This is a genomic window from Streptomyces sp. 11x1, from assembly GCF_032598905.1.
GTDB lineage: Bacteria > Actinomycetota > Actinomycetes > Streptomycetales > Streptomycetaceae > Streptomyces.
Map to the genome: position 1 here is coordinate 8,136,979 of NZ_CP122458.1, position 24,922 is coordinate 8,161,900.

At 70.1% G+C, this 24,922-nt stretch carries 20 protein-coding genes, 1 tRNA gene and 2 pseudogenes; 11 read left to right on the forward strand and 12 right to left on the reverse strand.

Going from position 1 to position 24,922, the window contains the following annotated elements; translation table 11 throughout:
* Window positions 1-64: 64 nt before the first annotated feature.
* From P8T65_RS35670 to P8T65_RS35685, 4 genes and pseudogenes are all read right to left on the reverse strand, one after another.
* Window positions 65-1,111: a nitronate monooxygenase gene (locus P8T65_RS35670; RefSeq protein WP_316729278.1), complete on the reverse strand. Its 1,047-nt coding sequence runs from the start codon at window positions 1,109-1,111 to the stop codon at window positions 65-67.
* Complete coding sequence (locus tag P8T65_RS35675) at window positions 1,111-1,875, reverse strand: CoA-transferase (RefSeq protein ID WP_316729279.1); 765 nt, start codon at window positions 1,873-1,875, stop codon at window positions 1,111-1,113. Before P8T65_RS35675 ends, P8T65_RS35670 begins: the two co-directional genes overlap by 1 nt.
* Entirely contained in the window at window positions 1,872-2,720 is an 849-nt protein-coding gene (locus P8T65_RS35680; protein WP_316729280.1) for a CoA-transferase, read from the reverse strand. The genes P8T65_RS35675 and P8T65_RS35680 overlap by 4 nt, the downstream gene beginning before the upstream one ends.
* A 163-nt stretch (window positions 2,721-2,883) precedes the next feature.
* Window positions 2,884-3,621: pseudogene (locus P8T65_RS35685) on the reverse strand (enoyl-CoA hydratase family protein); the annotation flags it as partial.
* A gap of 66 nt (window positions 3,622-3,687) precedes the next feature.
* Between P8T65_RS35685 and P8T65_RS35690 the strand changes: the two are divergent.
* The gene (locus P8T65_RS35690) at window positions 3,688-4,446 is read left to right on the forward strand and encodes an SDR family oxidoreductase (RefSeq protein ID WP_316729281.1); all 759 of its coding nucleotides are present in this window, start codon (window positions 3,688-3,690) and stop codon (window positions 4,444-4,446) included.
* A complete protein-coding gene (locus P8T65_RS35695; protein ID WP_316729282.1) occupies window positions 4,443-5,375 on the forward strand; it encodes an SDR family oxidoreductase in 933 nt (310 codons plus the stop codon). The genes P8T65_RS35690 and P8T65_RS35695 overlap by 4 nt, the downstream gene beginning before the upstream one ends.
* Before the next feature lie 143 nt (window positions 5,376-5,518).
* Here the strand turns inward: P8T65_RS35695 and P8T65_RS35700 are convergent, their stop codons facing one another.
* The gene (locus tag P8T65_RS35700) at window positions 5,519-6,436 is read right to left on the reverse strand and encodes a hypothetical protein (RefSeq protein ID WP_316731831.1); all 918 of its coding nucleotides are present in this window, start codon (window positions 6,434-6,436) and stop codon (window positions 5,519-5,521) included.
* Window positions 6,437-6,519: 83 nt separating this feature from the next.
* On the opposite strand from P8T65_RS35700, the gene P8T65_RS35705 reads away from it, so the two are divergent.
* From P8T65_RS35705 to P8T65_RS35730, 6 genes are all read left to right on the forward strand, one after another.
* Window positions 6,520-6,948, forward strand: coding sequence for a chorismate mutase (locus P8T65_RS35705; protein ID WP_316729283.1), 429 nt, complete (start codon window positions 6,520-6,522; stop codon window positions 6,946-6,948).
* 71 nt (window positions 6,949-7,019) lie between these two features.
* Window positions 7,020-7,544, forward strand: coding sequence for a response regulator (locus tag P8T65_RS35710; RefSeq protein ID WP_316729284.1), 525 nt, complete (start codon window positions 7,020-7,022; stop codon window positions 7,542-7,544).
* 90 nt (window positions 7,545-7,634) lie between these two features.
* A complete protein-coding gene (gene pepN, locus P8T65_RS35715) occupies window positions 7,635-10,139 on the forward strand; it encodes an aminopeptidase N (protein ID WP_316729285.1) in 2,505 nt (834 codons plus the stop codon).
* Window positions 10,140-10,340: 201 nt separating this feature from the next.
* Window positions 10,341-11,714, forward strand: coding sequence for an aminotransferase class V-fold PLP-dependent enzyme (locus tag P8T65_RS35720; protein ID WP_316729286.1), 1,374 nt, complete (start codon window positions 10,341-10,343; stop codon window positions 11,712-11,714).
* Window positions 11,711-13,147: a SidA/IucD/PvdA family monooxygenase gene (locus tag P8T65_RS35725; protein WP_316729288.1), complete on the forward strand. Its 1,437-nt coding sequence runs from the start codon at window positions 11,711-11,713 to the stop codon at window positions 13,145-13,147. Before P8T65_RS35720 ends, P8T65_RS35725 begins: the two co-directional genes overlap by 4 nt.
* A gap of 64 nt (window positions 13,148-13,211) precedes the next feature.
* The gene (locus P8T65_RS35730) at window positions 13,212-14,375 is read left to right on the forward strand and encodes a GDSL-type esterase/lipase family protein (RefSeq protein ID WP_316729290.1); all 1,164 of its coding nucleotides are present in this window, start codon (window positions 13,212-13,214) and stop codon (window positions 14,373-14,375) included.
* Between the two features lie 13 nt (window positions 14,376-14,388).
* Here P8T65_RS35730 and P8T65_RS35735 read toward each other — a convergent pair whose 3' ends face one another.
* Window positions 14,389-16,200, reverse strand: coding sequence for a 5'-nucleotidase C-terminal domain-containing protein (locus P8T65_RS35735; RefSeq protein ID WP_316729292.1), 1,812 nt, complete (start codon window positions 16,198-16,200; stop codon window positions 14,389-14,391).
* Between the two features lie 177 nt (window positions 16,201-16,377).
* On the opposite strand from P8T65_RS35735, the gene P8T65_RS35740 reads away from it, so the two are divergent.
* Window positions 16,378-17,088, forward strand: coding sequence for an SIMPL domain-containing protein (locus P8T65_RS35740; RefSeq protein WP_316729294.1), 711 nt, complete (start codon window positions 16,378-16,380; stop codon window positions 17,086-17,088).
* 111 nt (window positions 17,089-17,199) lie between these two features.
* A complete protein-coding gene (pyk, locus tag P8T65_RS35745; RefSeq protein ID WP_316729296.1) occupies window positions 17,200-18,636 on the forward strand; it encodes a pyruvate kinase in 1,437 nt (478 codons plus the stop codon).
* 4 nt (window positions 18,637-18,640) lie between these two features.
* Here pyk and P8T65_RS35750 read toward each other — a convergent pair.
* Window positions 18,641-19,428: pseudogene (locus P8T65_RS35750) on the reverse strand (helix-turn-helix domain-containing protein).
* Between the two features lie 85 nt (window positions 19,429-19,513).
* Window positions 19,514-19,596, reverse strand: a tRNA-Leu gene (locus tag P8T65_RS35755).
* A 90-nt stretch (window positions 19,597-19,686) separates the two neighbouring features.
* On the opposite strand from P8T65_RS35755, the gene P8T65_RS35760 reads away from it, so the two are divergent.
* Window positions 19,687-20,340, forward strand: coding sequence for an ANTAR domain-containing response regulator (locus P8T65_RS35760; protein ID WP_184895350.1), 654 nt, complete (start codon window positions 19,687-19,689; stop codon window positions 20,338-20,340).
* 85 nt (window positions 20,341-20,425) lie between these two features.
* On the opposite strand, the gene P8T65_RS35765 is transcribed toward P8T65_RS35760, so the two are convergent.
* From P8T65_RS35765 to P8T65_RS35780, 4 genes are read right to left on the reverse strand one after another with little or no spacing between them, the layout of a single operon-like run.
* A complete protein-coding gene (locus tag P8T65_RS35765; protein WP_316729300.1) occupies window positions 20,426-21,142 on the reverse strand; it encodes an ABC transporter ATP-binding protein in 717 nt (238 codons plus the stop codon).
* Complete coding sequence (locus P8T65_RS35770) at window positions 21,139-22,050, reverse strand: ABC transporter ATP-binding protein (protein WP_316729302.1); 912 nt, start codon at window positions 22,048-22,050, stop codon at window positions 21,139-21,141. Before P8T65_RS35770 ends, P8T65_RS35765 begins: the two co-directional genes overlap by 4 nt.
* A 5-nt stretch (window positions 22,051-22,055) precedes the next feature.
* Window positions 22,056-23,882: a branched-chain amino acid ABC transporter permease gene (locus P8T65_RS35775; protein ID WP_316729303.1), complete on the reverse strand. Its 1,827-nt coding sequence runs from the start codon at window positions 23,880-23,882 to the stop codon at window positions 22,056-22,058.
* A 5-nt stretch (window positions 23,883-23,887) separates the two neighbouring features.
* The gene (locus tag P8T65_RS35780; protein ID WP_316729304.1) at window positions 23,888-24,820 is read right to left on the reverse strand and encodes a branched-chain amino acid ABC transporter permease; all 933 of its coding nucleotides are present in this window, start codon (window positions 24,818-24,820) and stop codon (window positions 23,888-23,890) included.
* Window positions 24,821-24,922: the final 102 nt, after the last annotated feature.

Consider the following 24,922-nt stretch of genomic DNA (forward strand, 5'->3'; position numbering starts at 1 on the left):
GGGCGTCGCCGAGACCCCCGCGCGTAGGGGTCGGGCGTCGCCGAGGCGCCCCCGCGCGTAGGGGTCAGGCGTCGCCGAGGCGCCCCCGTACCTCGTCCGCCTCCCTCATGATCCGTTCCACCAGCTCCGCGCAGGACGGCAGGTCGTCGATCACGCCGGCGACCTGGCCGGCCGCCATCACCCCCAGGTCCGTACGGCCGTCCACCATCGCGGACCGGAGCAGCATGGGCGTGTTGGCCGCGAGCAGGACCTGGCTCCAGGCGAGGTCCTTGCCGCGCCGCAGCGCCAGGCCGTCGCGGACCATGCCGTGCCAGGTCAGCCCGGAGAGCCGCCGGAACGCGGCCGCGTGCCGCACGGCGCGCAGCAGGGCGCGCGCCCGCCCGGACGCCTCCAACGCGCTCACGAATTCCGTGCGGAGCATGCGGTGCGGCAACCCGTCCACGGCCCGCGTGACGGTGACGTCCTTGACGGTCGCCGCCAGATAGCGGGCCTTCACCGCGTCGGGCACCGTCGAGTCCGAGGTGAGCAGGAACCGGGTGCCCATCGCCACCCCGGCCGCCCCGAACGCCAGCGCGGCCACCAGACCCCGCCCGTCGTGGAAGCCGCCGGCGGCGACGACGGGGATGTCGACGGCGTCCACGACCTGGGGCAGCAGCACGGTCGTCGCCACCTCCCCGGTGTGTCCGCCGCCCTCGCCGCCCTGCACGACCACCGCGTCCGCACCCCACGCCGCCACCTTCTCGGCGTGCCGCCGGGCGCCCACCGACGGGATCACCACCACACCCGCGTCCTTGAGCTCCGCGATCAGCTCCCTGGACGGCGCGAGCGCGAACGACGCCACCCGGACGCCCTCCTCCACGACGATCCGCACCCGTTCCCGCGCGTCCGTCGCGTCGGCCCGCAGATTCACCCCGAACGGCGCGTCCGTGCGGGACCGCACCTCCCGTACGGCGTCCCGGAGCCGCGCGGGCGTCATCGTCGCGGAGGCCAGGATCCCGAGCGCCCCCGCGTTCGCCGCGGCCGAGACCAGCCGGGGGCCGGCCACCCACCCCATACCGGTCTGCACGACCGGATGACGGACGCCGACGAGCCGGGTGAACGCCGTCTCCATCAGCCCTGAACCTCACGGGAACGGGCGCCCGCCGGATCGAGCACCTCGCGGATCAACCGCAGCTCCTGCGCCGTGGGCTCCCGTGTGTACGGCACCTCGTGCGGGACGGCGAGTGCGAAGCCCGTCGCCTCCCGCACCTGCTCCACCGTGACCCCGGGGTGCAGCGAGGCCAGCCGCATCGCGCGGTCGGGCGTGGCGAAGTCGAACACCCCGAGGTCCGACACGACCCGCGGCAGATGGTGGAAGCGGGCGGCGGCCGGATGCGCGGCCACGCGGTCGTGACCCACTCCGCACACCATGTCGACCTTCTCGACGAAGACCCGCCGCGAATGCTTCGGAACCCAGTAACTGGTCGGGTTGTTCAGGGTGTTGACCGGCGCACCCCGCACCCCCAGCAGCTGTCGCCTCGGCCTCGCCCAGTCGCCGACGCAACTGATGTTCTGGTTGCCGTACCGGTCGATCTGGCTCGCGCCCATCATCACGTGCCGTCGGCCGCCGGTGACCAGGTCCAGGTGCCGGCGGTAGGGCAGCCACCCCTCCACGGTGCCGTCGAGGTCGACCAGCAGCGCCTCGCCGTCGGTCAGCAACAGGTCGGGCGAGAAGGTCCGCCTCGCCAGGCGCGCGCCCAGCGACGGGATCAGCCCCATGGGGCTCGCGAGGATCTCCCCGGCCCCGCGCCAGGCCTCCGCGCAGGCGATCACGCAGTACTCGGCACGCGTCGCGCCACCCGTCGGCGTCGCCTCGTTCGTCGTCCCCGCGTTCACGAAACCTCCTTCCGCCAAGCCCGTACGGCCGACTGGTAGGCGGCCTCGTCGCCGGAGAGGAACCGCTCCGCGAAGTCCTCCCAGGGCGTGGTCGCGTACAGCTTCTGGAAGGCCTCGTCCCGGCCGTGGTCGGGGGCGCAGGAGGTGAAGTGCGCGCCGTTCGGGGCCTCGATCACCCCCGTCACCGCATGCCGGGCGACCAGCAGCGTCTGCGGCGGTCCCTCCTTCGCCAACTCGGCCGTGTCCACGATCCGTTCGCACGAGACGTACGCGGCGTCGGCCGCCTCGCAGAACAGGTCGTCGAAGTACGGGTCCGGTCCCAGATACTGGCCGTTGCCCCGCCGATCGGCCCGGTTGACGTGGACGAGGGCGGCGTCGAGGCGCAGGGCGGGCATGGCGACGAAGGTCTCCCGGTCGTCGTACGGTGAAGTGACCGTACGCAGTCCGGGGTTGACCCGCATCACGTCCGAGCCGATGCCGGCCCGCACCGGGAGGAACGGCAGCCGGTGCGTGGCGGCGCGCAGGCCCCACAGGAACATCGCCTCGTCGATCTCCATCAGCTCGAACGCGCCCCGCTCGCGCGCCGCGCGGAAATGGGGTTCGAGGGGGATGGAGTCCAGGGTGGCGAAGGGGGCGACCAGTTTCCGGATCCGTCCGGCGGCGGCGAGCATCCCGACGTCCGGGCCGCCGCAGGAGACCACCGTGAGATCGGTGATCCCGGACCGGAGCACCGCTCTCACCAGGGCCATCGGCTTGCGGCGCGAGCCCCAGCCGCCGATGCCGAGCGTCATCCCGCTCACCAGCCGCGAGACGGCCTCGTCGGCGGTCATGGCCTTGTCACTCACCCGGATCCCCCTCCACCGCGCCCTGCTTCCCGGCCGCGTCCCGCTTCCCGGCGGTGCCCTGTTCCCTGGCCGCCTCCCGTCCCCCGGCCGAGTCCCGTTCCTCGGCCGGCGGATCCGCCTTGTCCGCACCCGCCCTCCCGGCCCTCACCGCCGTCCCGGCTTTCCCCGCCGCGCCGAAGGTGTCGCGGACCTCGTCGGCCACCCCGCTGAGGTTCGCCTCGAAGGTGAAGCCCTGCTCGAAGCGGTAGCTCCGGCGGACGTCGACGGGGTCGATGCCGTTGATGGCGGCCTTGGCCAGCCGCAGCAGCCGACCGTCCTTCGCGGCGATCTCCCGCGCCAACTCCAGCGCGGCGGACGGCAGTTCGGCGCGCGGCACGACCCGCCACACCGAACCGTGCGCCCGTAGCTCAGCGGCGGTCGCCGTACGAGAGGTGTAGTACAGCGCGCGCATCAGATGCCGCGGCACCAGCCGTGCCAGATGCGTCGCCGCACCGAGCGCGCCCCGGTCCAGCTCCGGCAGACCGAAGGTCGCGTCCTGGCTCGCCACGATCGCGTCCGCGTTCCCCACCAGCCCGATCCCGCCGCCCAGACAGAACCCCTGGACGGCGGCGACCACCGGCACCTCGCACTCGTACACGGCGGCGAATGCCTCCGCGCAACCATGGTTGGCGCCGATCAGCGCGCTGTGCCCCACCGCCTGGATCTCCTTGATGTCCACCCCGGCGTTGAACCCGCGCCCCTCCGCGCCCAGCACGACACACCGCACCTCGGGATCGCGCCCCGCGTCGCGCACGGCCTCGGCCAGCTCGAACCACCCGCGCACCGGCAGCGCGTTCACCGGCGGGAAGTCGACCGTGACGACGGAAATCCCCTTTTCCGGGGACGAGGTGGAGACAGTCATCGGAGCATCAGCTACCTTCCACCTAACGTTTGTTTGGTGCGTCTCTCCTGCGGAAGGTAGCAGCGGATGCGGCTCAACGGGAAGGTCGCCGTCGTCACCGGCGGCACGCGCGGTGTCGGCGCCGGCATCGCCCGAGCCCTCGCCGAAGCCGGCGCCGACGTCGTGACCTGCGCCCGCCGACCACCCGAAGTCCCGCTCAAGGGCGCCGAGTTCATGCCGCTGGACGTTCGGGACCCCGACGCGGTGCACCGCTTCTTCGCCGAACTGCCCCGTGTGGACGTCCTCGTGAACAACGCCGGCGGCACACCCCATCGCCCGCTCACCGCGACCGACGCCCGCCGCCACGCCCGCGTCGTCGAGCTCAACCTCACCGCTCCGCTGACCGTCTCCCTCGCCGCCCACGACCACCTCCGGCGGGCCCGCGGCGCGATCGTGATGATCGGCAGCGTCAGCGGCAGCCGCCCCTCACCCGGCTCGGCGGCCTACGGCGCCGCCAAGGCCGGCCTGGAACACCTCGCGCGCTCCATGGCCGTGGAGTGGGCCCCGGAGATCCGGGTCAACACCCTCGTCCTCGGCATGGTCCGCACCGAGCTCTCCCACCTCCACTACGGCGACGAGCACGGCATCGCCGCCGTCGCCCGCACCGTCCCGCTGGGCCGCCTCGCCACCCCGTCCGACATCGGCGACGCGGCGGTTTTCCTCGCCTCCGACGCGGCCGCCTACATCACCGGCGCCTCCCTCCTCGTCCACGGCGGCGGCGAACGCCCCGCCTTCCTGGACGCGGCGACGGCCCCCACAGTCATTGACGAAGGAGAACCACGATGAGCGGCACACCCCCGTACCGCGAAGGGCGGCTCTGCGAAGGGCGCGTGGTCATCGTGACCGGCGCGGGCCGCGGGCTCGGGCGCGCGCACGCGCTCGCGTACGCCGCCGAGGGCGCCCGCGTGGTCGTCAACGACCTCGGCGTGGGACTCGACGGCACACCGGACCCCGACAGCCCTGCCGCCCGGGTCGTCGATGAGATCCGCGCCGGGGGAGGGGACGCGGTCGCACACGGCGGGGACATCGCCACGACCGACGGCGCCTCCTCCCTCGTCCGCACCGCCCTGGACACCTACGGCCGGCTCGACACCCTCGTCAACAACGCCGGCTTCCTGCGCGACCGCATGCTCGTCAACCTCGACGAGGACGACTGGGACGCCGTCCTCCGCGTCCACCTCAAGGGCCATTTCCTCCCCCTGAAACACGCCGCCGCCCACTGGCGCGCCGAGACCAGGGCGGGCCGCACCCCGACCGCGCGCATCATCAACACCAGCAGCGGCGCGGGCCTGCTGGGCTCCCTCGGTCAGGGCAACTACAGCGCCGCCAAGGCGGGCATCGTCGGCCTCACCCTCGTCGCCGCCGCCGAACTCGCCCGCTACGGCGTACAGGTCAACGCGATCGCCCCCGCGGCCCGCACCAGAATGACCGAGACGGTCTTCGCCGAGACCATGACCGCGCCCGAGACCGGCTTCGACGCCATGGCCCCCGAGAACGTCTCCCCCCTGGTGGTCTGGCTGGGGTCCCCCGCGAGCGACGGCGTCACCGGCCGCGTCTTCGAGACGGAGGCCGGCCGCATCACCGTCATGGAAGGCTGGCACCCGGGCCCGACCGAGGACGAAGGCGCCCGCCGCACCCCGCGCGAGGCGGGAGAGACAGTACGCAAACTCCTGACCCAGGCACGAGAGCCGGGCCCGGTGTACGGCGCAGGCTGACATGGGCCCGCCTCTCGAACAGGGGCCCGCTGGGAGCTTCCAAGGGGCGCGGGGAACTGCGCGACAAGCCCCCACTCACCCGCACCCGCACCCGCCCACGCACCGCACGCACCACCCCCTCCCGCGCCCCCGCCCCCCGACCCCTACGTGTCACACTCCAGCACCGTCCGACACAACCCACACCGAGCCCGCACCCGCCCCCGCACCGGCACCCGAATCCGCTGCTGACACGTAGGACAGGGAAACGACACCCGCAACGCGGCCCCCCGCCCCTCCGGCGTGAACACATACGGCACCCCCATGCCGGACGCCCCCACCTCCGGCGAAGCCGACCGCAGGTCGTCCCGCGCATGACGCCGATCCCGCACGTACCGCCGCCGCCCCACCCACCCCGCCGCCGTCAGCGGCGGCTGCCGCTCGTCGCTCCGCGCCCGCGCCCGCCCCTGCTCGTACGCGGAATACGCCTGCGCGCTGGTGAACCACACCGACGGATCCTCACCGAACAACTGGGCCCGCTTGGCCAGCACGTACCCGAACTCCTCCGGCGTCAGATACCCCAGCTTCTGCGACGACGCGCCGTCCTCCCGGAACGCGTCCAGCAGCAGCCACCCCGCCCCCAGATACGTCGCCGCCGTGTCCGTCAGGATCTCGTTCTCCCGGGTCCCGGGAAAGGACAGCCCGAGCCGGTGCAGATAGACATGCATCACCTCGTGCGCCAGGGCCGCCCCGATGTCCCGCCGATGCGTGCGGAAACGGTCGTTGAGCTCGACGAAGTACTCCGGCCCCGCCGCCAGTTCCACATGCGCCGCATGCGTCATCTCCCGGAACCCGACGATCATCCGGGCGTCCGGCAGCCGATAGTGCCGCACCAGCTCCCGCGCCACCCGCTGCGCCCCCAGATGCAGATCGTCGGTGGCGCAGAACGCCACGTCGACGGGGGCCACGCTGGTGTCGAAGGTCTGGATCGTGTCGTAGGAGAGCCGCTTGTACAGGGCGGTGATCGACGCCCGCACGGTGTCCAGATGCGGGTAGTCGTGCTCGACAGGTCCGCCGTTCGCCACGTCCGCACCCCCGGAAGACGTCTCGATACGCTCCACTCTAAGCCGGTGCGGGCGCCGAACCGGGGCGTCGTAGGGTGACGACCATGACCACCAGCAACACAGACGAGGTCGACGCCGAGGTACGGGCCGAACTGACCCGGCTGCGCGACAGCATCGACAACATCGACGCGGCCGTCGTCCACATGCTCGCCGAACGCTTCAAGTGCACCCAGCGGGTCGGCCACCTCAAGGCCGAGCACCACCTGCCCGCCGCCGACCCCGGCCGCGAGTCCCAACAGATCAACCGGCTGCGCGGCCTCGCCGAAAGCGCCAAGCTCGACCCGGCGTTCGCCGAGAAACTGCTGAACTTCATCATCGCCGAGGTCATCCGGCACCACGAACGCATCGCGGACGACGCCCTGAACGGCACGACGAGCACGACCGGCGCGACGAGCACGACCGGCCCGACGAACACGACCGGCATGTCGAACGCGGACGCCCCCGCAGGCAAGGCGACGACCTCGGGGGAGTGACATCGAGTCCTCCACAGGGCATCCTGCGTGAGCACTCCTCGTCAGGAATCGACCACACACGGTGAGAGGCCATGCCGTCGGAAGCCAAGATCCTCATCGTCGACGACCATGAGGACACGCTGTACGCCCTGGAGAGCGCCCTGGCCCCACTGGGCTACCTGCTGGCACGCGCCACCAGCGGCGACGCGGCCCTCAAGGAAGTCCTCCGCGGCCAGGTCGGCCTGCTCCTCCTCGACGTCCGCATGCCCGGCGTCAGCGGCCTCGACGTCGTCCGCTACATGCGCGGCGTCGAACAGACCCAGCACATCCCCGTCATCCTCCTCACCGGCTTCGGCCCCGACGCCGAACTCACCGCCACCGCCTACCGCCTCGGCGTCGCCGACCTCGTCATGAAACCCATCGACCCCTGGGCCCTGCGCACCAAGGTCCGCTACCTCTACGACGCCCACGAACGCTCCCACGCCCTCGAACGCGAAGTCCGCGACCTGCGCGCACGCCTCAAGGACCACGACGACGCCAAGCGCCACAGCGACGACGACCGGCGCGACAAGGAGCGCGTCCCCGCGCAGCACGACGGCGCGAAGGACCGGGCATAGGCCGCATACGGCCGGGCGCACGGCGCGTACGACCGGACATAGGTCGCGTACCAGGCCCGCCCCTGTCCTGCGACAAGGGCATCAGGCAGCATGTCCCTCATGTCCGTACTGACGCGCGACGAAGCGCATGCCCGTGCTCGGCTCCTCGACGTCCACCGCTACGAGATCGCACTCGACCTCACGCGCGGCGACGAGATCTTCGACTCCCGTACCGCCATCCACTTCACCGTGCGGGGAAAGAAGAAGGCCGCGGACACCTTCGTCGAGCTCAAGCCCGCAGACCTGCGCTCCGTCACCCTCGACGGCGAACCCCTCGACCCGGCGACCCTCGACGGCAACCGCCTCCCCCTCAAGGGCCTCACCCCGGGCGACCACGAACTGCGCCTCGACGCCGCCATGCGCTACTCCCGCACCGGCGAGGGCATGCACCGCTTCACCGACCCCACCGACGGCGAAACCTACGTCTACACCCAGCTCTTCATGGACGACGTCCAGCGCGTCTTCGCCGCCTTCGACCAACCCGACCTCAAGGCCGCCTTCGACCTCACCGTCACCGCCCCCGAAGGCTGGACCGTCCTCGCCAACGGCATCATCGAACGACACGACGACGGCACCTGGCGGGCCGCCACCACCCCGCTGATCTCCACCTACCTCGTCGCCGTCGCCGCCGGCCCCTGGCACTCCGTCCGCACCGAACACCGCGGCCTGCCCTTCGGCATCCACTGCCGCCGCTCCCTCGCCCCCCACCTCGACACCGACGCCGAAGAACTCCTCGACATCACCCGCGCCCTCTTCGACCGCTACCACGAGAAGTTCGAGGAGCCGTACCCCTTCGACTCCTACGACCAGGCGTTCGTCCCCGAGTTCAACGCCGGCGCCATGGAGAACCCCGGCCTCGTCACCTTCCGCGACGAGTTCGTCTACCGTTCCGCCGTCACCGACACCGAACGCCAGACCCGCGCCATGGTCATCGCCCACGAGATGGCCCACATGTGGTTCGGCGACCTCGTCACCCTCAAGTGGTGGGACGACATCTGGCTCAACGAGTCCTTCGCCGAGTACATGGGCTACCAGACCCTCACCGAAGCCTCCCGCTTCACCGACACCTGGGTCGACTTCGGCGTCGCCCGCAAGGCCTGGGGCTACGACGCCGACCAGCGCCCCTCCACCCACCCCGTCGCCCCCGGACACGTCGACGACACCGCCGCCGCCCTCCTCAACTTCGACGGCATCTCCTACGCCAAGGGCGCCTCCGCCCTGCGCCAACTCGTCGCCTGGCTCGGCGAGAAGGACTTCCTCGCCGGCATCAACGCCCACTTCACCCGCCACCGCTTCGGCAACGCCACCCTCGCCGACTTCATCGACAACCTCGCCGGCGCCACCGAACGCGACGTCCACGCCTGGGCCGACGCCTGGCTCCGCACCACCGGCGTCGACACCCTCACCCCCAAGGTCACCCGCGCCGCCGACGGCACCTACACCCTCACCGTCGACCGCACCGGCAGCCGCCCCCACCGCATCGCCGTCGGCCTCTACGACCAGGACCACGGCGACGACCAGGGCCACCTCACCCTCCGCGACCGCATCGAACTCGACCTCCCCCAGACCGCCGACCAGCCCATCGGCAAGCGGCCCGCACTCCTCCTCCTCAACGACGGCGACCTCACCTACGCCAAGGTCCGCTTCGACCCCGACTCCTTCACCGCCGTCACCGGCCACCTCTGCGGCCTGCCCGACCCGCTCACCCGCGCCGTCGTCTGGAACGCCCTGCGCGACGCCGTACGCGACGCCGAACTCCCGCCCACCGCCTACCTGGAGGCCGCCCGCACCCACCTCCCCCGCGAGACCGACCTCGCCATCGTCCAGGGCGTCCTCGCCTTCGCCGGCACCCAGGTCGCCGACCGCTACCTCGCCCCCGAACAGCGCGCCACCGGCCTCGCCACCCTCGCCTCCCTGTGCCGCGACCTCATCCGCCGCACCGAGGACGGCGACAACCCCGGCCTGCGCCTCACCGCCGTACGCCACTTCATCGACGTCGCCGCCCACCCCGAGACCATCGCCGCCTGGCTCGCCGACGGCACGGTCCCCGGCGGACCCGAACTCGACCTCGAACTGCGCTGGCGCGTCCTCGGCCGGCTCGCCGTCCTCGGCGCGGTCGACACCGCCACCATCGACGCGGAACTGGAGCTCGACCCCAGCGCCAGCGGCCGCGAGGGCGCCGCCCGCTGCCGCGCCGCACTGCCCGACCCCGAGGCCAAGCGGGCCGCCTGGGAGGCGATGTTCACCGCCGACGACCTCTCCAACTACCTGTTCACCGCCACCGCCCAAGGCTTCTGGCAGCCGGAACAGGCGGACCTCCTCACGGAGTACGTCGAGCGCTACTGGGCCGACGCGGGTTCGCTGGCCGCTCGGCGGGGACCGGCGATCGCGGAGGCCGCGGGGCGGTGGGCGTTCCCGGTGTACGCGGTGGACGCCGAGACGCTCGGGCTGGGGGAGCGGTTTCTCGAGGGCGGTGAGGTGATTCCGGCGTTGAGGCGGAAGCTGGTGGACCAACTGGACGACTTGGCGAGGGCGTTGCGCGTACGGCAGGGATAGATCGGTTCTCGACGTAGGGGTTCGGGTGTTCGGCGGGCTTGCGACCGTGTGTGGCTGATCGCGCAGTTCCCCGCGCCCCGATGGGGCACGCTGTCGTTGAGGGGGTTCTCCCATACCCTCTTTCGGCTGTAATTGACGGCCTTCTCGGGCTCGGCACCCGATTGGCGTACAAGATGGGATTCCCCGTGCTCGGAGGAATCCATGACCGCTGCGCCTCTCGCCTCGGGACCCCACGGTCCCGACGCGCTCCGGCCGCTGCTCGACACCGTGCTCGAAGCGTTGCGAGAAGGGGCAGAGGCCCGGGGCGGACCCCTCCCCGCCGGCGGCCCGGAGGCGGTCACGGCGGCGATGCGGGACGCACTCGGTGAACCGCTCCCCGCCGACGGCGACCCGGACGCCCTGCACCGCCTGGTCCGGGCCCTCGCCGCCGGCACCGCCGACCCGGCCGACCCCCTCTGCGCGGCCCATCTGCACACCCCGCCCCTGGCCGTCGCCGCCGCGGCCGACCTCGCCGTCTCCGTACTGAACCCGTCCCTCGACTCCTGGGACCAGGCCCCGGCCGCCTCGGCCCTCGAAGCACTCGTGACACAGGCCCTGGCCAAGGAGACCGGCGCCGCCGACGCCCTGGTCACCACCGGCGGCACCGAGTCCAACCAACTCGCCCTGCTCCTGGCCCGCGAGACACACCCCGGCGTACGGCTCGTCTGCGGAGCCAACGCCCACCACTCCCTCGTCCGCGCCGCCTGGCTGCTCGGCCTGCCCGAACCCGTCGTCATCCCCACCCCCGCCGGCCCCCTCGACCCCGCCGCCCTGGACGACGCCCTCACCCACCTCCAGGGCCCCCTCCTCGTCGCCGCCACCGCCGGCACCACCGACGCCGGACTCATCGACCCCCTGCCCGCCCTCGCCGACCTCTGCCACGACCACGGAGCCCGGCTCCACATCGACGCGGCCTACGGCGGCGGCCTCCTCTTCAGCGACCGGCACCGCGCCCGCCTCGACGGCCTCACCCGCGCCCACACCATCACCCTCGACCTGCACAAACTCGGCTGGCAACCGGTCGCCGCCGGACTCCTCGCCGTACGGGACACGACCGACCTCGCCGCCCTCACCCAGCACGCCGACTACCTCAACGCCGACGACGACACCGAAGCCGGCCTGCCCGACCTCCTCGGCCGGTCGCTGCGCACCACCCGACGGCCCGACATCCTCAAGACCGCCGTCACCCTGAAAACCCTGGGCCGCACCGGACTCGGCACGCTCGTCGACCAAGTCTGCGCCCTCGCCCAGGAGTTCGCCGCCACCATCGAGGCACACCCCGGCTTCGAGCTCTACGACCGGCCCACCCTCAGCACGGTCCTCTTCCGGCCCGCCGGAGCCCGCGACACCACCGTCGCCGGCATCCGCCGCCGGCTCCTCCACGACGGCCGGGCCGTCCTGGGCCGCGCCTTACTCGACGACAGGCTGTGGCTCAAGACCACCCTGCTCAACCCCCACGCCCGGCCGGACGACCTCACCGCCCTGCTGAAGCTCGTAGACCTCGCAAGCCTCGCCGAAGGACACACCCCCACATGAGCACGACCCCCGCCCACGACCGGCCCGACCCCGAAGCCCCCCGCGACCTCGTCGGCGTCGGCATCGGACCGGCCAACCTCTCCCTCGCCGCCCTCGCCCACCCCCTCGCAGAACTCGACGCCGTCTTCTATGAACAGCGCCCCGCCTTCGACTGGCACCCGGGCCTGCTCATCGACGGCGCCACGGTCCAAGTGCCGTTCCTGGCCGACCTGGTCACCCTCGCCGACCCGGTCAGCCCCTGGTCGTTCCTGAACTACCTCAGGACCCGCGACCGCCTCTTCCCGTTCTACTTCGCCGAGCGGTTCCACATCCAACGCGCCGAGTACGACGCCTACTGCCGCTGGGTCGCCGAGAACCTGCCCGGACTGCGGTTCGGCCACCAGGTCGACTCCGTGCGCTGGAACCCCGAACGGGACCTGTTCGAGGTCGACTTCAGCAGACTGGACGCCGACGGAGAGGTCGAAACGATCGGCCGCACCCACGCCCGGAACATCGTCCTCGGCGTCGGCACCGAACCGTACGTCCCCGAACCCCTCAAGCCGCTCGTCGAGGCGCCCGGCGTGCCCGTCGTCCACGCCGCGGACTACCTCGGCGAACGCGAACGCCTGCTGACCGCCGGACACGTCACCGTCATCGGCGCTGGACAGTCCGGCGCCGAGGTCTTCCTCGACCTGCTCCGGCACCGGCCCGCCGGCCGGGAAGGCCTGCACTGGCTCGGCCGGACCGAGGCGTTCGCACCCATGGAGTACTCCAAGCTGGGCCTCGAACACTTCACCCCGGACTACACCCGCTATTTCCACGCCCTCGCCGAAACCACCCGGGACCGGCTCGTCGCCGCCCAGTGGCAGCTTCACAAGGGCATCGGCGCCGACACCATCACCGCCATCCACGACGAGCTGTACCGCCGCACCCTCGACGGCGGCTGGCCCGACGCCGTCCTCACCCCCGGCGTGCACGTCCGCACCGCCGGCCGGCTCGCCACCACCCGCGTCGAACTCCACCTCGAACACAGCGAGCAGGGCACCCGCTCCCGTCTCACCACCGACGCCGTCGTCCTCGCCACCGGCTACCGCGAACGCCCCCTGGACCGCGTCCTCGCCGGCCTCGACCCTTACATGCGGCGCGACAGCCGCGAGCGCCCCCGCGTCGACGAGAGGTTCCGGATGATCCTCGACCCGTCCGTCACCGCCTCCGGCTGCCACGTCTACGTCCAGAACGCCGAACTGCACACCCACGGCGTCGGCGCCCCCGACCTCGGCCTCGCCGCCTGGCGCAGCGCCACCATCCTCAACGCCCTCACCGGCAAAGAGCCCTACCCCCTGCCCGGCCGCACCGCCTTCACCACCTTCGGCCTCGACCCCCGACCGCAGGTCCCGCCCGCACGCAGGCCCGACTCCGCCGTCACCCTCACACCCCTCGTCGACGTAAGGTAATTGAAGAGTAAAGAAGTAGGGCAGGAGGGGTGACGGCTGCAGAGAAACTGCCTACCTTTCGCTCATGGCCAGCACCCGCGCAGGCAAGACCTGGATCGCCGCCCACCGCTCCGCCGTCATCGACCCGCACGAAGCCTTCAAACTCTTCGAGGTCCGAGGCTTCACCGACCAGACCGTACGCCAGACCCTGCGCCCCACCGGCGGCGGCGAGGCCCTGCGCGTCCGCCTCAGCAACCGCTACGGCCGCACCCCCCTGGAGATCGGCGGCGCCCACCTCGCCCACCGCGTCGAGGCCAGCACCATCGACCCCACCACCGACGTCACCCTCCTCTTCGCCGGCGCCGAGACCGTCACCGTCCCACCCGGCGAGGAGATCGTCAGCGACCCCGTGGAAACCCCCGTCACCGCCGGCCGGGAACTCGCCCTCAGCCTCTACCTCCCCGGCGACACCGGCCTCACCACCCACAGCGCCATCCCCCACGACGTCGGCCACGCCGTCCCCGGCGACCAGCTCACCGTCGAATCCCTCGACGAGTCCGACGAACTCATCACCGGGCACCTCGTCACCGGCATCGACGTCCTCGCCCCCGACACCACCCGCATCGCCGTCGCCTTCGGCGACTCCTGGATCGAGGGCATGGCCACCACCCCCGGCACCGGCCACAGCTTCCCCGCCCAGCTCGACCGCCGCCTCACCCACGGCTGGATCGTCACCACCGGCATCTCCGGCAACCGGCTCCTCACCGACGAGATAGGCGCCCACCTGCTCTCCAGGGTGCAGCACGACGTCCTCGACGTGCCCGGCGTCAGCCACGTCATCATCCACGCCGGACTCAACGACCTCGGCCTGCCCGGCGCCATCGCCTTCCCCGAACCCGCGAAACTCCCCACCGCCGCCGACCTGATCACCGGGCTCACCGCCCTCGCCGACCGCCTCCACACCGCGGGCCTCACCGTCATCGGCACCACCCTCGGCCCCTACGCCGGCACCGTCTACCCCGGCTACGACAGCGAAGAGGGCCAGACCGTACGCACCGAGGTCAACACCTGGCTCCTCGGCGACAGCCACCCCTTCGACGCCGTCGTCGACATCGCCGCCGCCGTCGCGGACCCGGACCACCCCACCCGCATCCGCGACGCCTACAACAGCGGCGACGGCCTCCACCTCAACGACGCCGGCGCGAAAGCCATCGCCGACGCCGTCGACCTGTCCCTCCTGGACCTCTAGAACACCTGGACCTCTAGAAGACCGGCGTACCGTTCCGCGTCAGCTTCCAGTCCACCGAAGCGAACTCCGCCGGGTCGATCGCGCCCTTCGCCTTCACCCACGCGATCATCGTGTTACGGATCTCGTCCGAGTTCGACCACAGCAACGGGGACGCGGCCACATGCGGGAAGTTGCCACCGCCATTGGCCCGGTAGTTGTTCACCGCGAACACGAACTGCTGATCGTCCGCCAGCGGAGCACCCTCGAACCGCACGTTCGTGATCCGCGACCCCGCCGGCTTCGCGATGTCGATCTCGTACGACAGCCCGCTCACCGCGTCGTAGTTGTAGTCCGGCGTCCCGTTCGCGTTCGTCAGCTTCGCCGGATCGACCACCGCGTCCGCCGCCGTCTGCACGAAGTAGTTCGCCGAGAACTCCAGATACGCCTTCATCTGCGCACCCGTCATCAGACGCGCCTCCAGCGTGTTCTCGAAGACATACAGACCCGCCACATCCCGGATCGTCACGTTCCCCGCCGGAATCACCGCGCTCCGCGAGAACGCGGCCGCCTGCGACAACACCGGCAGCGCCCCGTACTCCGACGAGGCGAGCGCCTGCCTCACCGTGTCCGCCTGAATGTGGTTGATCAGATCGATGATCGCCACATCCTTGTACGGCGCCTCCACCGACGTCATCTCGGCCGCGTTCGTACCGATCACCTGATTGACGTACGCCACGACCTTCTCGTGCTCGTCACCCAGCATCTTCACGATCGCCGGGTCCTCCTCCACCGTGTTGGAGTTCAGCACCTGCGCCGCGACCTTCTCGACCTTCCAGCAGCCCTTGCTCCACACCAGCTCGAAGTCGAACAGCGTCAGCCGCTGCCCCCACTTCAGCGGCTCCGACAGCACGACCCGCTTGCCCGTCTCCTTGTTCGTGACGAAGTACTCCGGGATCTCCGTGTGCGCATGCCCCACGAGAATCGCGTCGATCCCCGGCACCTGCTCCGCCACCAGCCCCGCGGCGTTCTCGATGTACGGCAGCTGGTCCCCGTACGACGACGTCCCCGACGAACCGCTGTGCGCCGACACGATGACGACATCCGCCCCCATCGACCGCAGCTTCGGCACCCACTTCGCCGCCTGCTCCTCCAGCCCCGGGAACGTCATCTTCCCCTGCACGTTCGCCTTGTCCCAGATCGCGATACCCGGGTTCGTCAGCCCCAGCACCGCCACCTTCACATCACGCCCGAACGGCGTACGCAACCGGTGCATGCTGTACGGCGGAAAAGCCGGACGCAACGTCTTCGCGTCCAGCGCGTTCGCCCCCAGCAACGGGAATCGACACTGCTCCTGGAACTTCCGCAACACCGGAATGCCGTAGTTGAACTCGTGGTTGCCCAGCGCCGCCGCGTCGTAGTCCATCGCGTTCATCGCCTGCGCCATCGGGTGCACCGGACCACCCTTCGCGGTGATCGGGTCCACCTTCGCGTAGTAGTACGACAGCTGCGTGCCCTGAATGGTGTCACCGGCGTCGATGAGCAGCGTGTTCCGGCGCCCCTTCTCCTTGCGGATCCGGTTCACCAGCGTCGAGATCTTCGCCAGACCGACGTCGTTGTGCGCCCTGTCGTCGAACTCCTTGTCCGTGAAGTAGTCCCAGTTGAAGACGTTCCCGTGCAGGTCCGTCGTCCCCATCACGGTGAAGCTGTACCGCTTCGGCGCCTTCTGCCCACCGGCCGCCGCCACCTCGGCCGCCTGCGCACTCGGAGCGAGCGCCGTACCGGCGACGGCCACGCCCGCCCCGGTCACGGCCGACTTCTTCAGAAACTTCCGGCGGTTCAAGGGCATCTCGGGGCACTCCTCGGAGAAAAGGGCGATCTCAACGCGCGTAGACAGAGCCGACAGCCGACACCACAACGCGCGTAGATTCTGACCCGACCCGCCCCCACCGCAACAGACCCCACAGGTTTCGATCTGGTGACCGGCCCACCCCACCACCAGCCCACCAGTGACAGAGTGGGGCGTATGACCATCAGCAGCGAGGAAGCCCAACCCACCGCCGTCCCCTACGGCACCCCCGACGCCCCCCGCATCGCCGTACGCGGCGAAGCCCACCTCGAATTCGACCCCGAGACAGCCCGCATCGGAGTCACCGTCCTCGCCCGCGGCAAGGACCGCCGCGCCGCCCTCGACGACCTCACCCGCCGCAACACCACCGTCCTCGACCTGCTCAAGACCTACGGCGAAGCAGTCGAACGCCTGGAGACCGGCGCCTTCTCCATCACACCCGAACTGAAGGAGAAAGGCAGAGGCGAACGTATTCAGGCCTACCACGGCCGCGTCCACATCACCGCCGACCTCACCGACTTCACCGCCCTCGGCGAACTCACCACCCGCCTCGCCGACCTCGACCTCACCCGCGTCGACGGCCCCTGGTGGTCCCTCCGCCCCGACTCACCCGCCCACAGGAAAGCCCGGCAGAAAGCGGTGAAAGAGGCGGTGCAGCGCGCCCGGGAGTACGCCGAAGCCCTCGGAACCACCCTCGCCGCCCTCGTCGAACTCGCCGACATCGGCGCCGAAGCCCCCCAACCCCTCCACCCCAACGCCCCCGGCGGCCTCATGCGCTCCGTCCAGGCCAAAGGCGCCGACGCCGCACCGCTCGACCTCGAGCCTCAACGTCAACGCGTCCACGCACAGGTCAACGCCCGCTTCACGATGCACCCCCCACGCCTGTGACGAGCCCGTTCCGCAGTTCGTGACTACTTGTCAAATACCCTTCACCCGAACGCCGTTGAGTAGTCACGCTCCGCCAAATCACTACCAGCGGGTAAGCCATAGGCTCGAACCATGCGCCGAGCAAAGATCGTCTGCACCCTCGGGCCCGCCACCGACTCGTACGACCAGATCAACGCACTGGTCGAGGCCGGCATGGACATCGCCCGCTTCAACCTCAGCCACGGCAGCCACGCCGAACACGACGAGAGGTACCGGCACGTCCGCAAGGCCGCCGACGAGACCGGCCGCAGCGTCGGTACCCTCGCCGACCTCCAAGGCCCGAAGATCCGCCTCGGCCGCTTCACCGAAGGCCCCGTACTCCTCGAACGCGACGACACCTTCACCATCAGCGTCGAGGTCGGCGCCACGGGCGACAGCGAGGGCTGCGGCACCACCTACGCCGGCCTCGCCGCCGACGTCACCCCCGGCGCACACATCCTCGTCGACGACGGCAAGGTCGCCCTGGAGGTCACGGCCGTCGACGGCCCCCGCGTCCACACCAGGGTCATCGAGGGAGGCATGGTCTCCGACCACAAGGGCCTGAACCTCCCCGGCGTCGCGGTCTCCGTCCCCGCCCTCTCCGACAAGGACGAGCACGACCTCCGCTGGGCCCTGCGCACCGGCTTCGACATCATCGCCCTGTCCTTCGTCCGCACCGGCCGCGACATCGAACGCGTCCACCAGATCATGGACGAGGAAGGCCGCAGACTCCCCGTCATCGCCAAGATCGAAAAACCCCAGGCGGTCGACGCCGTCGAGGAGATCGTGGCGGCCTTCGACGGCATCATGATCGCGCGCGGCGACCTGGGCGTGGAAATGCCCCTCGAACAGGTGCCGATGGTCCAGAAACGGGCCGTCACCCTCGCCAAGCGCAACGCCAAACCGGTCATCGTCGCCACCCAGATGCTCGACTCGATGATCCACAACTCCCGGCCGACCCGCGCCGAGGTCAGTGACGTCGCCAACGCGGTCCTCGACGGGGCGGACGCGGTGATGCTGTCCGGCGAGACGAGCGTCGGCAAGCACGTGACGGAGACGGTCCGCACGATGAGCCGCATCGCGGCGGCGGCGGAGTCGGACATGCTGGCGGCAGGCCTCCCACCCCTCACCGAACACAACAAACCCCGCACCCAGGGCGGCGCCGTGGCCCGCGCGGCGGCGGAGATCGGCGACTTCCTGAACGCGAAGTACCTGGTCGCCTTCAGCCAGTCCGGCGACACCGCCCGCCGCCTCTCCCGCTACCGCTCCCCGATCCCCCTCCTCGCCTTCACCCCCGACCCGGCCACCCGCTCCCAACTGAGCCTCACGTGGGGCGTGGAGACGTTCCTGGGCCCGCGCGTCGACTCCACGGACGCGATGGTCGCCCAGGTGGACGAGCTGCTGTCGCGGTACGGCCGCTGCGAGAAGGGCGACGTGGTGGTGATCACGGCGGGCTCACCGCCGGGGGTGGCGGGCTCGACGAACATGGTTCACGTCCACCGCATCGCCGAGGGCGACGGCCCGAGGTAGGGCGTCAGTACTTGGGTCCTACGTGGGCGTCCATGAGGGCGACGGAGGCTTTGCGGGCGATGGAGATGTTGAAGGGGTCGCTGCCGCGGGCGAGTGTTGTCCATTGGACGCCGACTTTGTCCAAGGTGTCCGTGAAGAGCTTCCGAATTCATCCGACTTGTTGGAGAAGAAGTAGCGCGGGTACTCGTAACGCTTGGGTTCTCCGCCGACGAGACGGGTCGTCCAGTTCGTGATCCGGCAGCCGTCGGAGTGGATGAGGCCTCGGACGAAATCCCAGGGGTAGGCGTCGACGATGGCTTGTTGCCAGGGTTCGAGGGAGATGAGGCGGTCGTGCTTCTTGTCGGGGCCATGCTGGGGAAACAGGCAGTGCACATGCTTCGAGTAGACCTTCACGTTCCGGCAGCCTGTCCTGCGAACGCGGCACACTGAGTTGCCGGGAAACACGGCGCGCATGGCCTGCTCGCAGTCGTCGACAAGGCCGGGCCATGAGTCGGCGCAAGTGATCATGAGGTTGGGCACGCGATGCTCGGCATAGTGGCTGATGTGCCCGTCGCCGAGATACAGCCCGAGCAGGTAGCTGTACGCCGACTCGTCGAGGTCTCGTCCGTCGCAGCGAGGGCAGGGCGGGCTATGGCGTCCGGGGCACTCGCCGCGCTTCGCCCGGTCGAGATGCTTCCAGTAACCGATGGTTCCCAGCGGCACGTTCAGCCTCCGGGCGACCTCTGCGTTCTTCGTGCCGCCCCGCAGCAAAGTCAGGGCCTTCTGTCGCATCTCAGTGCCATGGAAGTACATGCGGCCACTGTGGGTCACTGATCGCGACTGCGTGCAGTAAAAAGCGGATGTTCACGAGAACGTGAACATCCGCTTTCGGCGGCGGTGCCGGGTGCGGGATTCGAACCCGCAAGCCCTCACGGGCAGAGGTGTTTGAGACCTCCGTGTATGCCGTTCCACCAACCCGGCCAGTGCTCCGGAAGTGTACCGGTTCAACGAGCCGCGTCGCAGCTAGGTACCCTCTTGTCAGCAGTACCCCGCCCCGAACGAGGAGCCCCCGTGACCGCCCCCGAGTCGCCCCAGCCCGTCGCCGACGACGATGACAAGTCGCACGTGCCTCCGCTGACGACCCGTGTCGTCATCGCCGAGGACGAGGCGCTGATCCGTCTCGATCTCAAGGAGATGCTCGAAGAGGAGGGCTACTCCGTCGTGGGGGAGGCCGGTGACGGAGAACAGGCCATCGAGCTGGCCCGTGAGCACCGGCCGGATCTGGTGATCCTGGACGTGAAGATGCCGAAGATGGACGGGATCTCCGCGGCGGAGAAGATCGCGGAGGAGCGCATCGCGCCCGTGCTGATGCTGACCGCGTTCTCGCAGCGCGACCTCGTCGAGCGTGCCCGGGACGCCGGGGCGATGGCGTACCTCGTGAAGCCGTTCAGCAAGAGTGATGTGGTGCCGGCCATCGAGATGGCGGTGTCGCGGTTCACGGAGCTGAAGGAGCTGGAGAAGGAGGTCGCCGACCTCACCCTCCGCCTGGAGACGCGCAAGCTGGTGGACCGTGCGAAGTCGATTCTGCAGACGGAGTACGGGTTGACGGAGCCGGCGGCGTTCCGGTGGATCCAGAAGACGTCGATGGATCGTCGGATGTCGATGCAGCAGGTGGCGGAGGCGGTCATCCAGGACGCCGACGAGAAGAAGGCGTCCAAGGGCTGATCCGGCTGTCCTGAGGACTGATACGACGAGGCCCGCACCCCCTACCTGAAAGGGGGTGCGGGCCTCGTGGTATGTGGGCCGGAGGCTAGTCCTCGCCGAGGTACGCCTTGCGGACCGACTCGTCGACCAGCAGGTCGGAGCCCGTGCCGGAGAGGACGACCTTGCCGATCTCCATGACGTGGCCCTGGTCGGCGAGGGAGAGCGCGGCTTGGGCGTTCTGTTCGACGAGCAGGATGGTGGTGCCCTGGGACTTCAGTTCGGCGATGGTGGCCATGATCTTCTGCATCATGATCGGGGAGAGGCCCATGGAGGGCTCGTCGAGCATGAGCAGCTTGGGCTGGGACATGAGCGCGCGGCCCATGGCCAGCATCTGCTGTTCACCGCCCGAGAGGGTTCCGGCGGCCTGCTTGCGACGTTCGCCCAGGATGGGGAAGAGGTCGTAGGCGCGCTGGATGTCCTTCTCGATGCCGGGCTTGTCGTTGCGCAGGAAGGCGCCGAGGCGGAGGTTGTCCTCGATGGTCATGCGCGGGAAGATGTGCCGCCCCTCGGGGGAGTGGGCGAGTCCGAGCGCGACGATGTCGTGTGCGGGGATCTTCTTGAGTGACTTGCCGTTGAACTTGATCTGGCCGCCGACGGGCTTGAGGAGGCCGGAGAGGGTGCGCAGGGTGGTGGTCTTGCCGGCGCCGTTGGTGCCGATGAGGGTGACGATCTCGCCGGCGTTGACCTTGAAGGAGATGCCCTTGACGGCTTCGATCTTGCCGTAGGCGACCCGGAGGTCTTCGACTTCGAGGAGTGCGGTCATCGGTCGTTCTCCTTGCCGGGCGCTGCGTCGGTCGTGGCCTCGGCGTGTGCTTCGGCGGCTTCGACTTCGGCGACCTCGTCCTGGCCGGGTGCGTCTTCGAAGGGTTCGCCGAGGTAGGCGGCGACGACGCGTTCGTCGCCCTGGACGGTGGCGCTGTCGCCTTCGACGAGTTTTTCGCCTTGGACGAGGACGGCGACGCGGTCGCAGAGGTTGAAGATGAACCGCATGTCGTGCTCGATGACGAGGACGGCGATGCCCTTGTCGCGGATGGCGAAGACGAGTTCTTCGGTGGTCCGCGTTTCCTGGGGGTTCATGCCGGCGGTGGGCTCGTCGAGGAGGAGCAGGCCGGGTTCGCTCGCGAGTGCCCGGGCGATTTCGAGCTTGCGCTGTTCGCCGTAGGGGAGGTTGCGGGCGAGGTGTTCGGCCTTGGCGTCGAGGCCGACGAACTCGAGGAGTTCCATGGCTCGTTCGCGGGAGGCCTTTTCCGCCTTGTGGAAGCCGGGGCCGCGCAGGAGGGCGGACCAGAGGCCTTCCTTGGTGCGGGTGTGGCGTCCGACGAGGACGTTTTCCAGGACCGTCATGTTGGCGAAGAGACGGATGTTCTGGAAGGTGCGGGCGATGCCGGCGGCGGTGACCTTGAAGGACTTGGGCGGCAGGACCTGGCCTTTGTACCGGACTTCTCCCTCGGTGGGGATGTAGAGGCCGGTGAGGCAGTTGAAGAAGGTCGTCTTGCCGGCGCCGTTGGGGCCGATGAGTCCGACGATCTCGCCGCTGTTGACGGTGAGGTTGACGTTGCGTACGGCGGTGAGGCCGCCGAAGCGCATGGTGACGCCGCGTGCGTCGAGGACGGTCTCGCCGGGGGCGTCGGGGCCCGGGGCGGTGTCCGTGGTGGTGGTGTCGGTAGTCATGGTGGTCAGGCCCCTGCCTTGCTGAGGACCGTGGGCGCTTCGGCCTCTTCGTGGAATTCGAGCTGGCGGCGCCGGTTCGGGATGAGGCCCTCCGGTCGGAAGCGCATCAGCAGGACGAGTGCGAGTCCGAATGCGAAGAGCTGGTAGTCGTCCAGGAACTGGAGCTTGGACGGGATGAGGTAGAGCAGTGCGGCGCCGACGAGGGGTCCGCTGATGGTGCCCATGCCGCCGAGGACGACCGCCGCGAGGAGGAAGGCCGAGTTGGGCGGGACGACTGCGGCGAACTGGTACTGCTCGGGTGTCACGGTGTAGGTGACGTGGGCCTGGACGGTGCCGGCGAGGCCGGCGAGTGCGGCGCCGAGGGCGAAGGCGATGAGCTTGACGCGGAAGCCGTTGATGCCCATGGCGAGGGCGGCGGTCTCGTCTTCGCGGATGGCGATCCAGGCGCGGCCGATGCGGGAGTCGCTGCTGCGCCGGAAGACGACGACCACGACCAGTGTGATGAGGAGCATCAGCAGGAAGTAGTTGGCGAAGCGGGCGATGGTGAAGCCGGCGAAGGTGTGTTCCTGCCCGAAGTCGAACCCGAGGATGTTGAGGTTCGGGATCGAGGAGATGCCGTTGGAGCCGTTGGTGATGTCGGGGCCGGAGGTGCCGTCCATGTTGAGGACGGCGATCCGGAAGATCTCACCGAAGCCGAGCGTCACGATGGCGAGGTAGTCGCCGCGCAGTCGCAGGGTCGGGGCGCCGATGATGACGCCGAAGATCATGGCGACGACGGCTCCGAGGAGGGCGGAGGCCCAGAACGGCAGCTGGATGTCGAAGGGGGAGGAGGGGGAGCCGGAGACCATGGCCGCGGTGTAGGCGCCGACGCCGAGGAAGGCGACGTAACCGAGGTCGAGGAGGCCGGCGAGGCCGACGACGATGTTCAGGCCGAGGGCGACGGTGGCGAAGATCAGGATGTAGACGCCGATCGTCGCGTACTGGTCGTCGGACTGGGTGAACGGGAAGGCGGCGGCGGCGACGAACGCGCCGATCATCGTCACGTTGCGGTGCTTGGCGGTGAGTGCGGAGACCCGGCCCACGAGGCCGGCCTTCGAGGCTGCGCCGAAGCAGAAGCCCGCGGTGATGAGGAAGCCGATGAACAGTTCGTCGTACTCGGTGCCGATGCCGTAGGTGAAGACGGTGAGGCCGAGGGCGAGTGCGGCGACGATGATCAGGATCTCGGCGTACGCGGGCAGTTGGCGTGCGGGGGTGGCGGTGCCGGAGGCGAAGGTGCCCTTGATGACGGTCCACTGGTTGCGCGCGTTGTGGCGGAACTTGTCCCAGCCGGTGTCGTCCGGGTCGCCGGGGTCGGTCTCGGGCCGTGCGTACGGCAGTGCGAGGGCACCGAGGAGGGCGGCGAGGCTGGTGATGCCCGCGATCCAGGCGCCGGGTTCCAGGTTGACGAGGCCACCGAGCTTGGCGGTGATCGCGATGATCGTGTACCAGGTGGTGGTGAAGGTGCCGAGTGCGGCCAGTTTGAGGGCGCCGTCGGCGCCGGCGGGGGTCAGCCAGCGCAGGCCCTTGACTCCGTAGGACGACAGGCCGAGGAGTGCGGTGAGGGCGCCGCCGATGAGGACGAGGACCTGGAGGCCGCCGGGGTAGCCGTAGACGGTGAGGTCGCCGGGGAAGGCGGAGGTCCAGGTCCAGGCCAGGAACGTGGAGACGACGGTGAGGGCGCCGCCGCCGGTGGCGAGGGCTCGGCCTATGTGCGGGGGGATGCCCACGAGGCTGTGCGGGGTGCCGGCGATCGTCTTGGCGTCGGCCTGGGGTGTGGTGGTCTGTGTCGTCATCGGTGTCACGCCCTGTCCGCCACGCGCTCGCCGAGCAGGCCCTGGGGCCTGACGAGGAGCACGAGGATGAGGAGTGCGAAGGCCCAGACGTTGGCCCAGGACTGGCTGCCGAACTGGTCCATGCCGGGGATGTCGCTGATGTAGGCGGTGGAGAGGGCTTCGGCGACGCCGAGGACCAGGCCGCCGAGCATGGCGCCGTAGATGTTGCCGATGCCGCCGAGGACGGCGGCGGTGAATGCCTTGAGGCCGAGGATGAAGCCCATGCGGAACTGGACCTCGCCGTACTTGAGGCCGTAGGCGACGGAGCCGACGGCGGCGAAGGCGGCGCCGAGGGCGAAGGCGACCACGATGATGCGGTCGGTGTTGATGCCCATGAGCTTGGCGGTGTCCGGGTCCTGCGCGGTGGCCTGCATGCCGCGGCCGGTGCGGGTCTTCATCACGAAGTACGCCAGGATCGCCATGCTGATGGGGGCGGCGAGGAGGAGGAAGACGTCACCGGTCTGGATGGTGACGTTGCCGATCTCGAAGGGGCCGCCGTCGATCTGGGGGAAGGTGAGCGAGGACCGGGCGTCGGGGTACCAGGCCCATACCGCCTGCTGGAGGGCGAGGGAGAGGCCGATGGCGGTGATGAGGGGCGCGAGGCGGGGAGCTGTGCGCAGGGGGCGGTAGGCGAATCGTTCCGCGCCGACCGCGACGAGCACGGCGACGAGGATGCCGCCGATGAGCATGAGGGGCAGCGCCACCCACAGGGACGTGCCGTCGGGCAGCACGTACAGGTACATGGTGAGGGCGCCGAATCCGCCCACCATGAAGATTTCTCCGTGGGCGAAGTTGATGAGCTGGACGATGCCATAGACCATCGTGTAGCCGATGGCGACCAGCCCGTACATGGATCCCAGTAGCAGGCCGTTGACCAGCTGCTGCGGCAGTTCGTTCACCGCATGTCCTCCGAGACTTCGGATTGTCGAGGGGTGTGACCGGATGCGAGTCCGCGCGGGGCGCCAGTGGTGCAGCGCCCCGCGCGGCTCATGGGTTCAGGT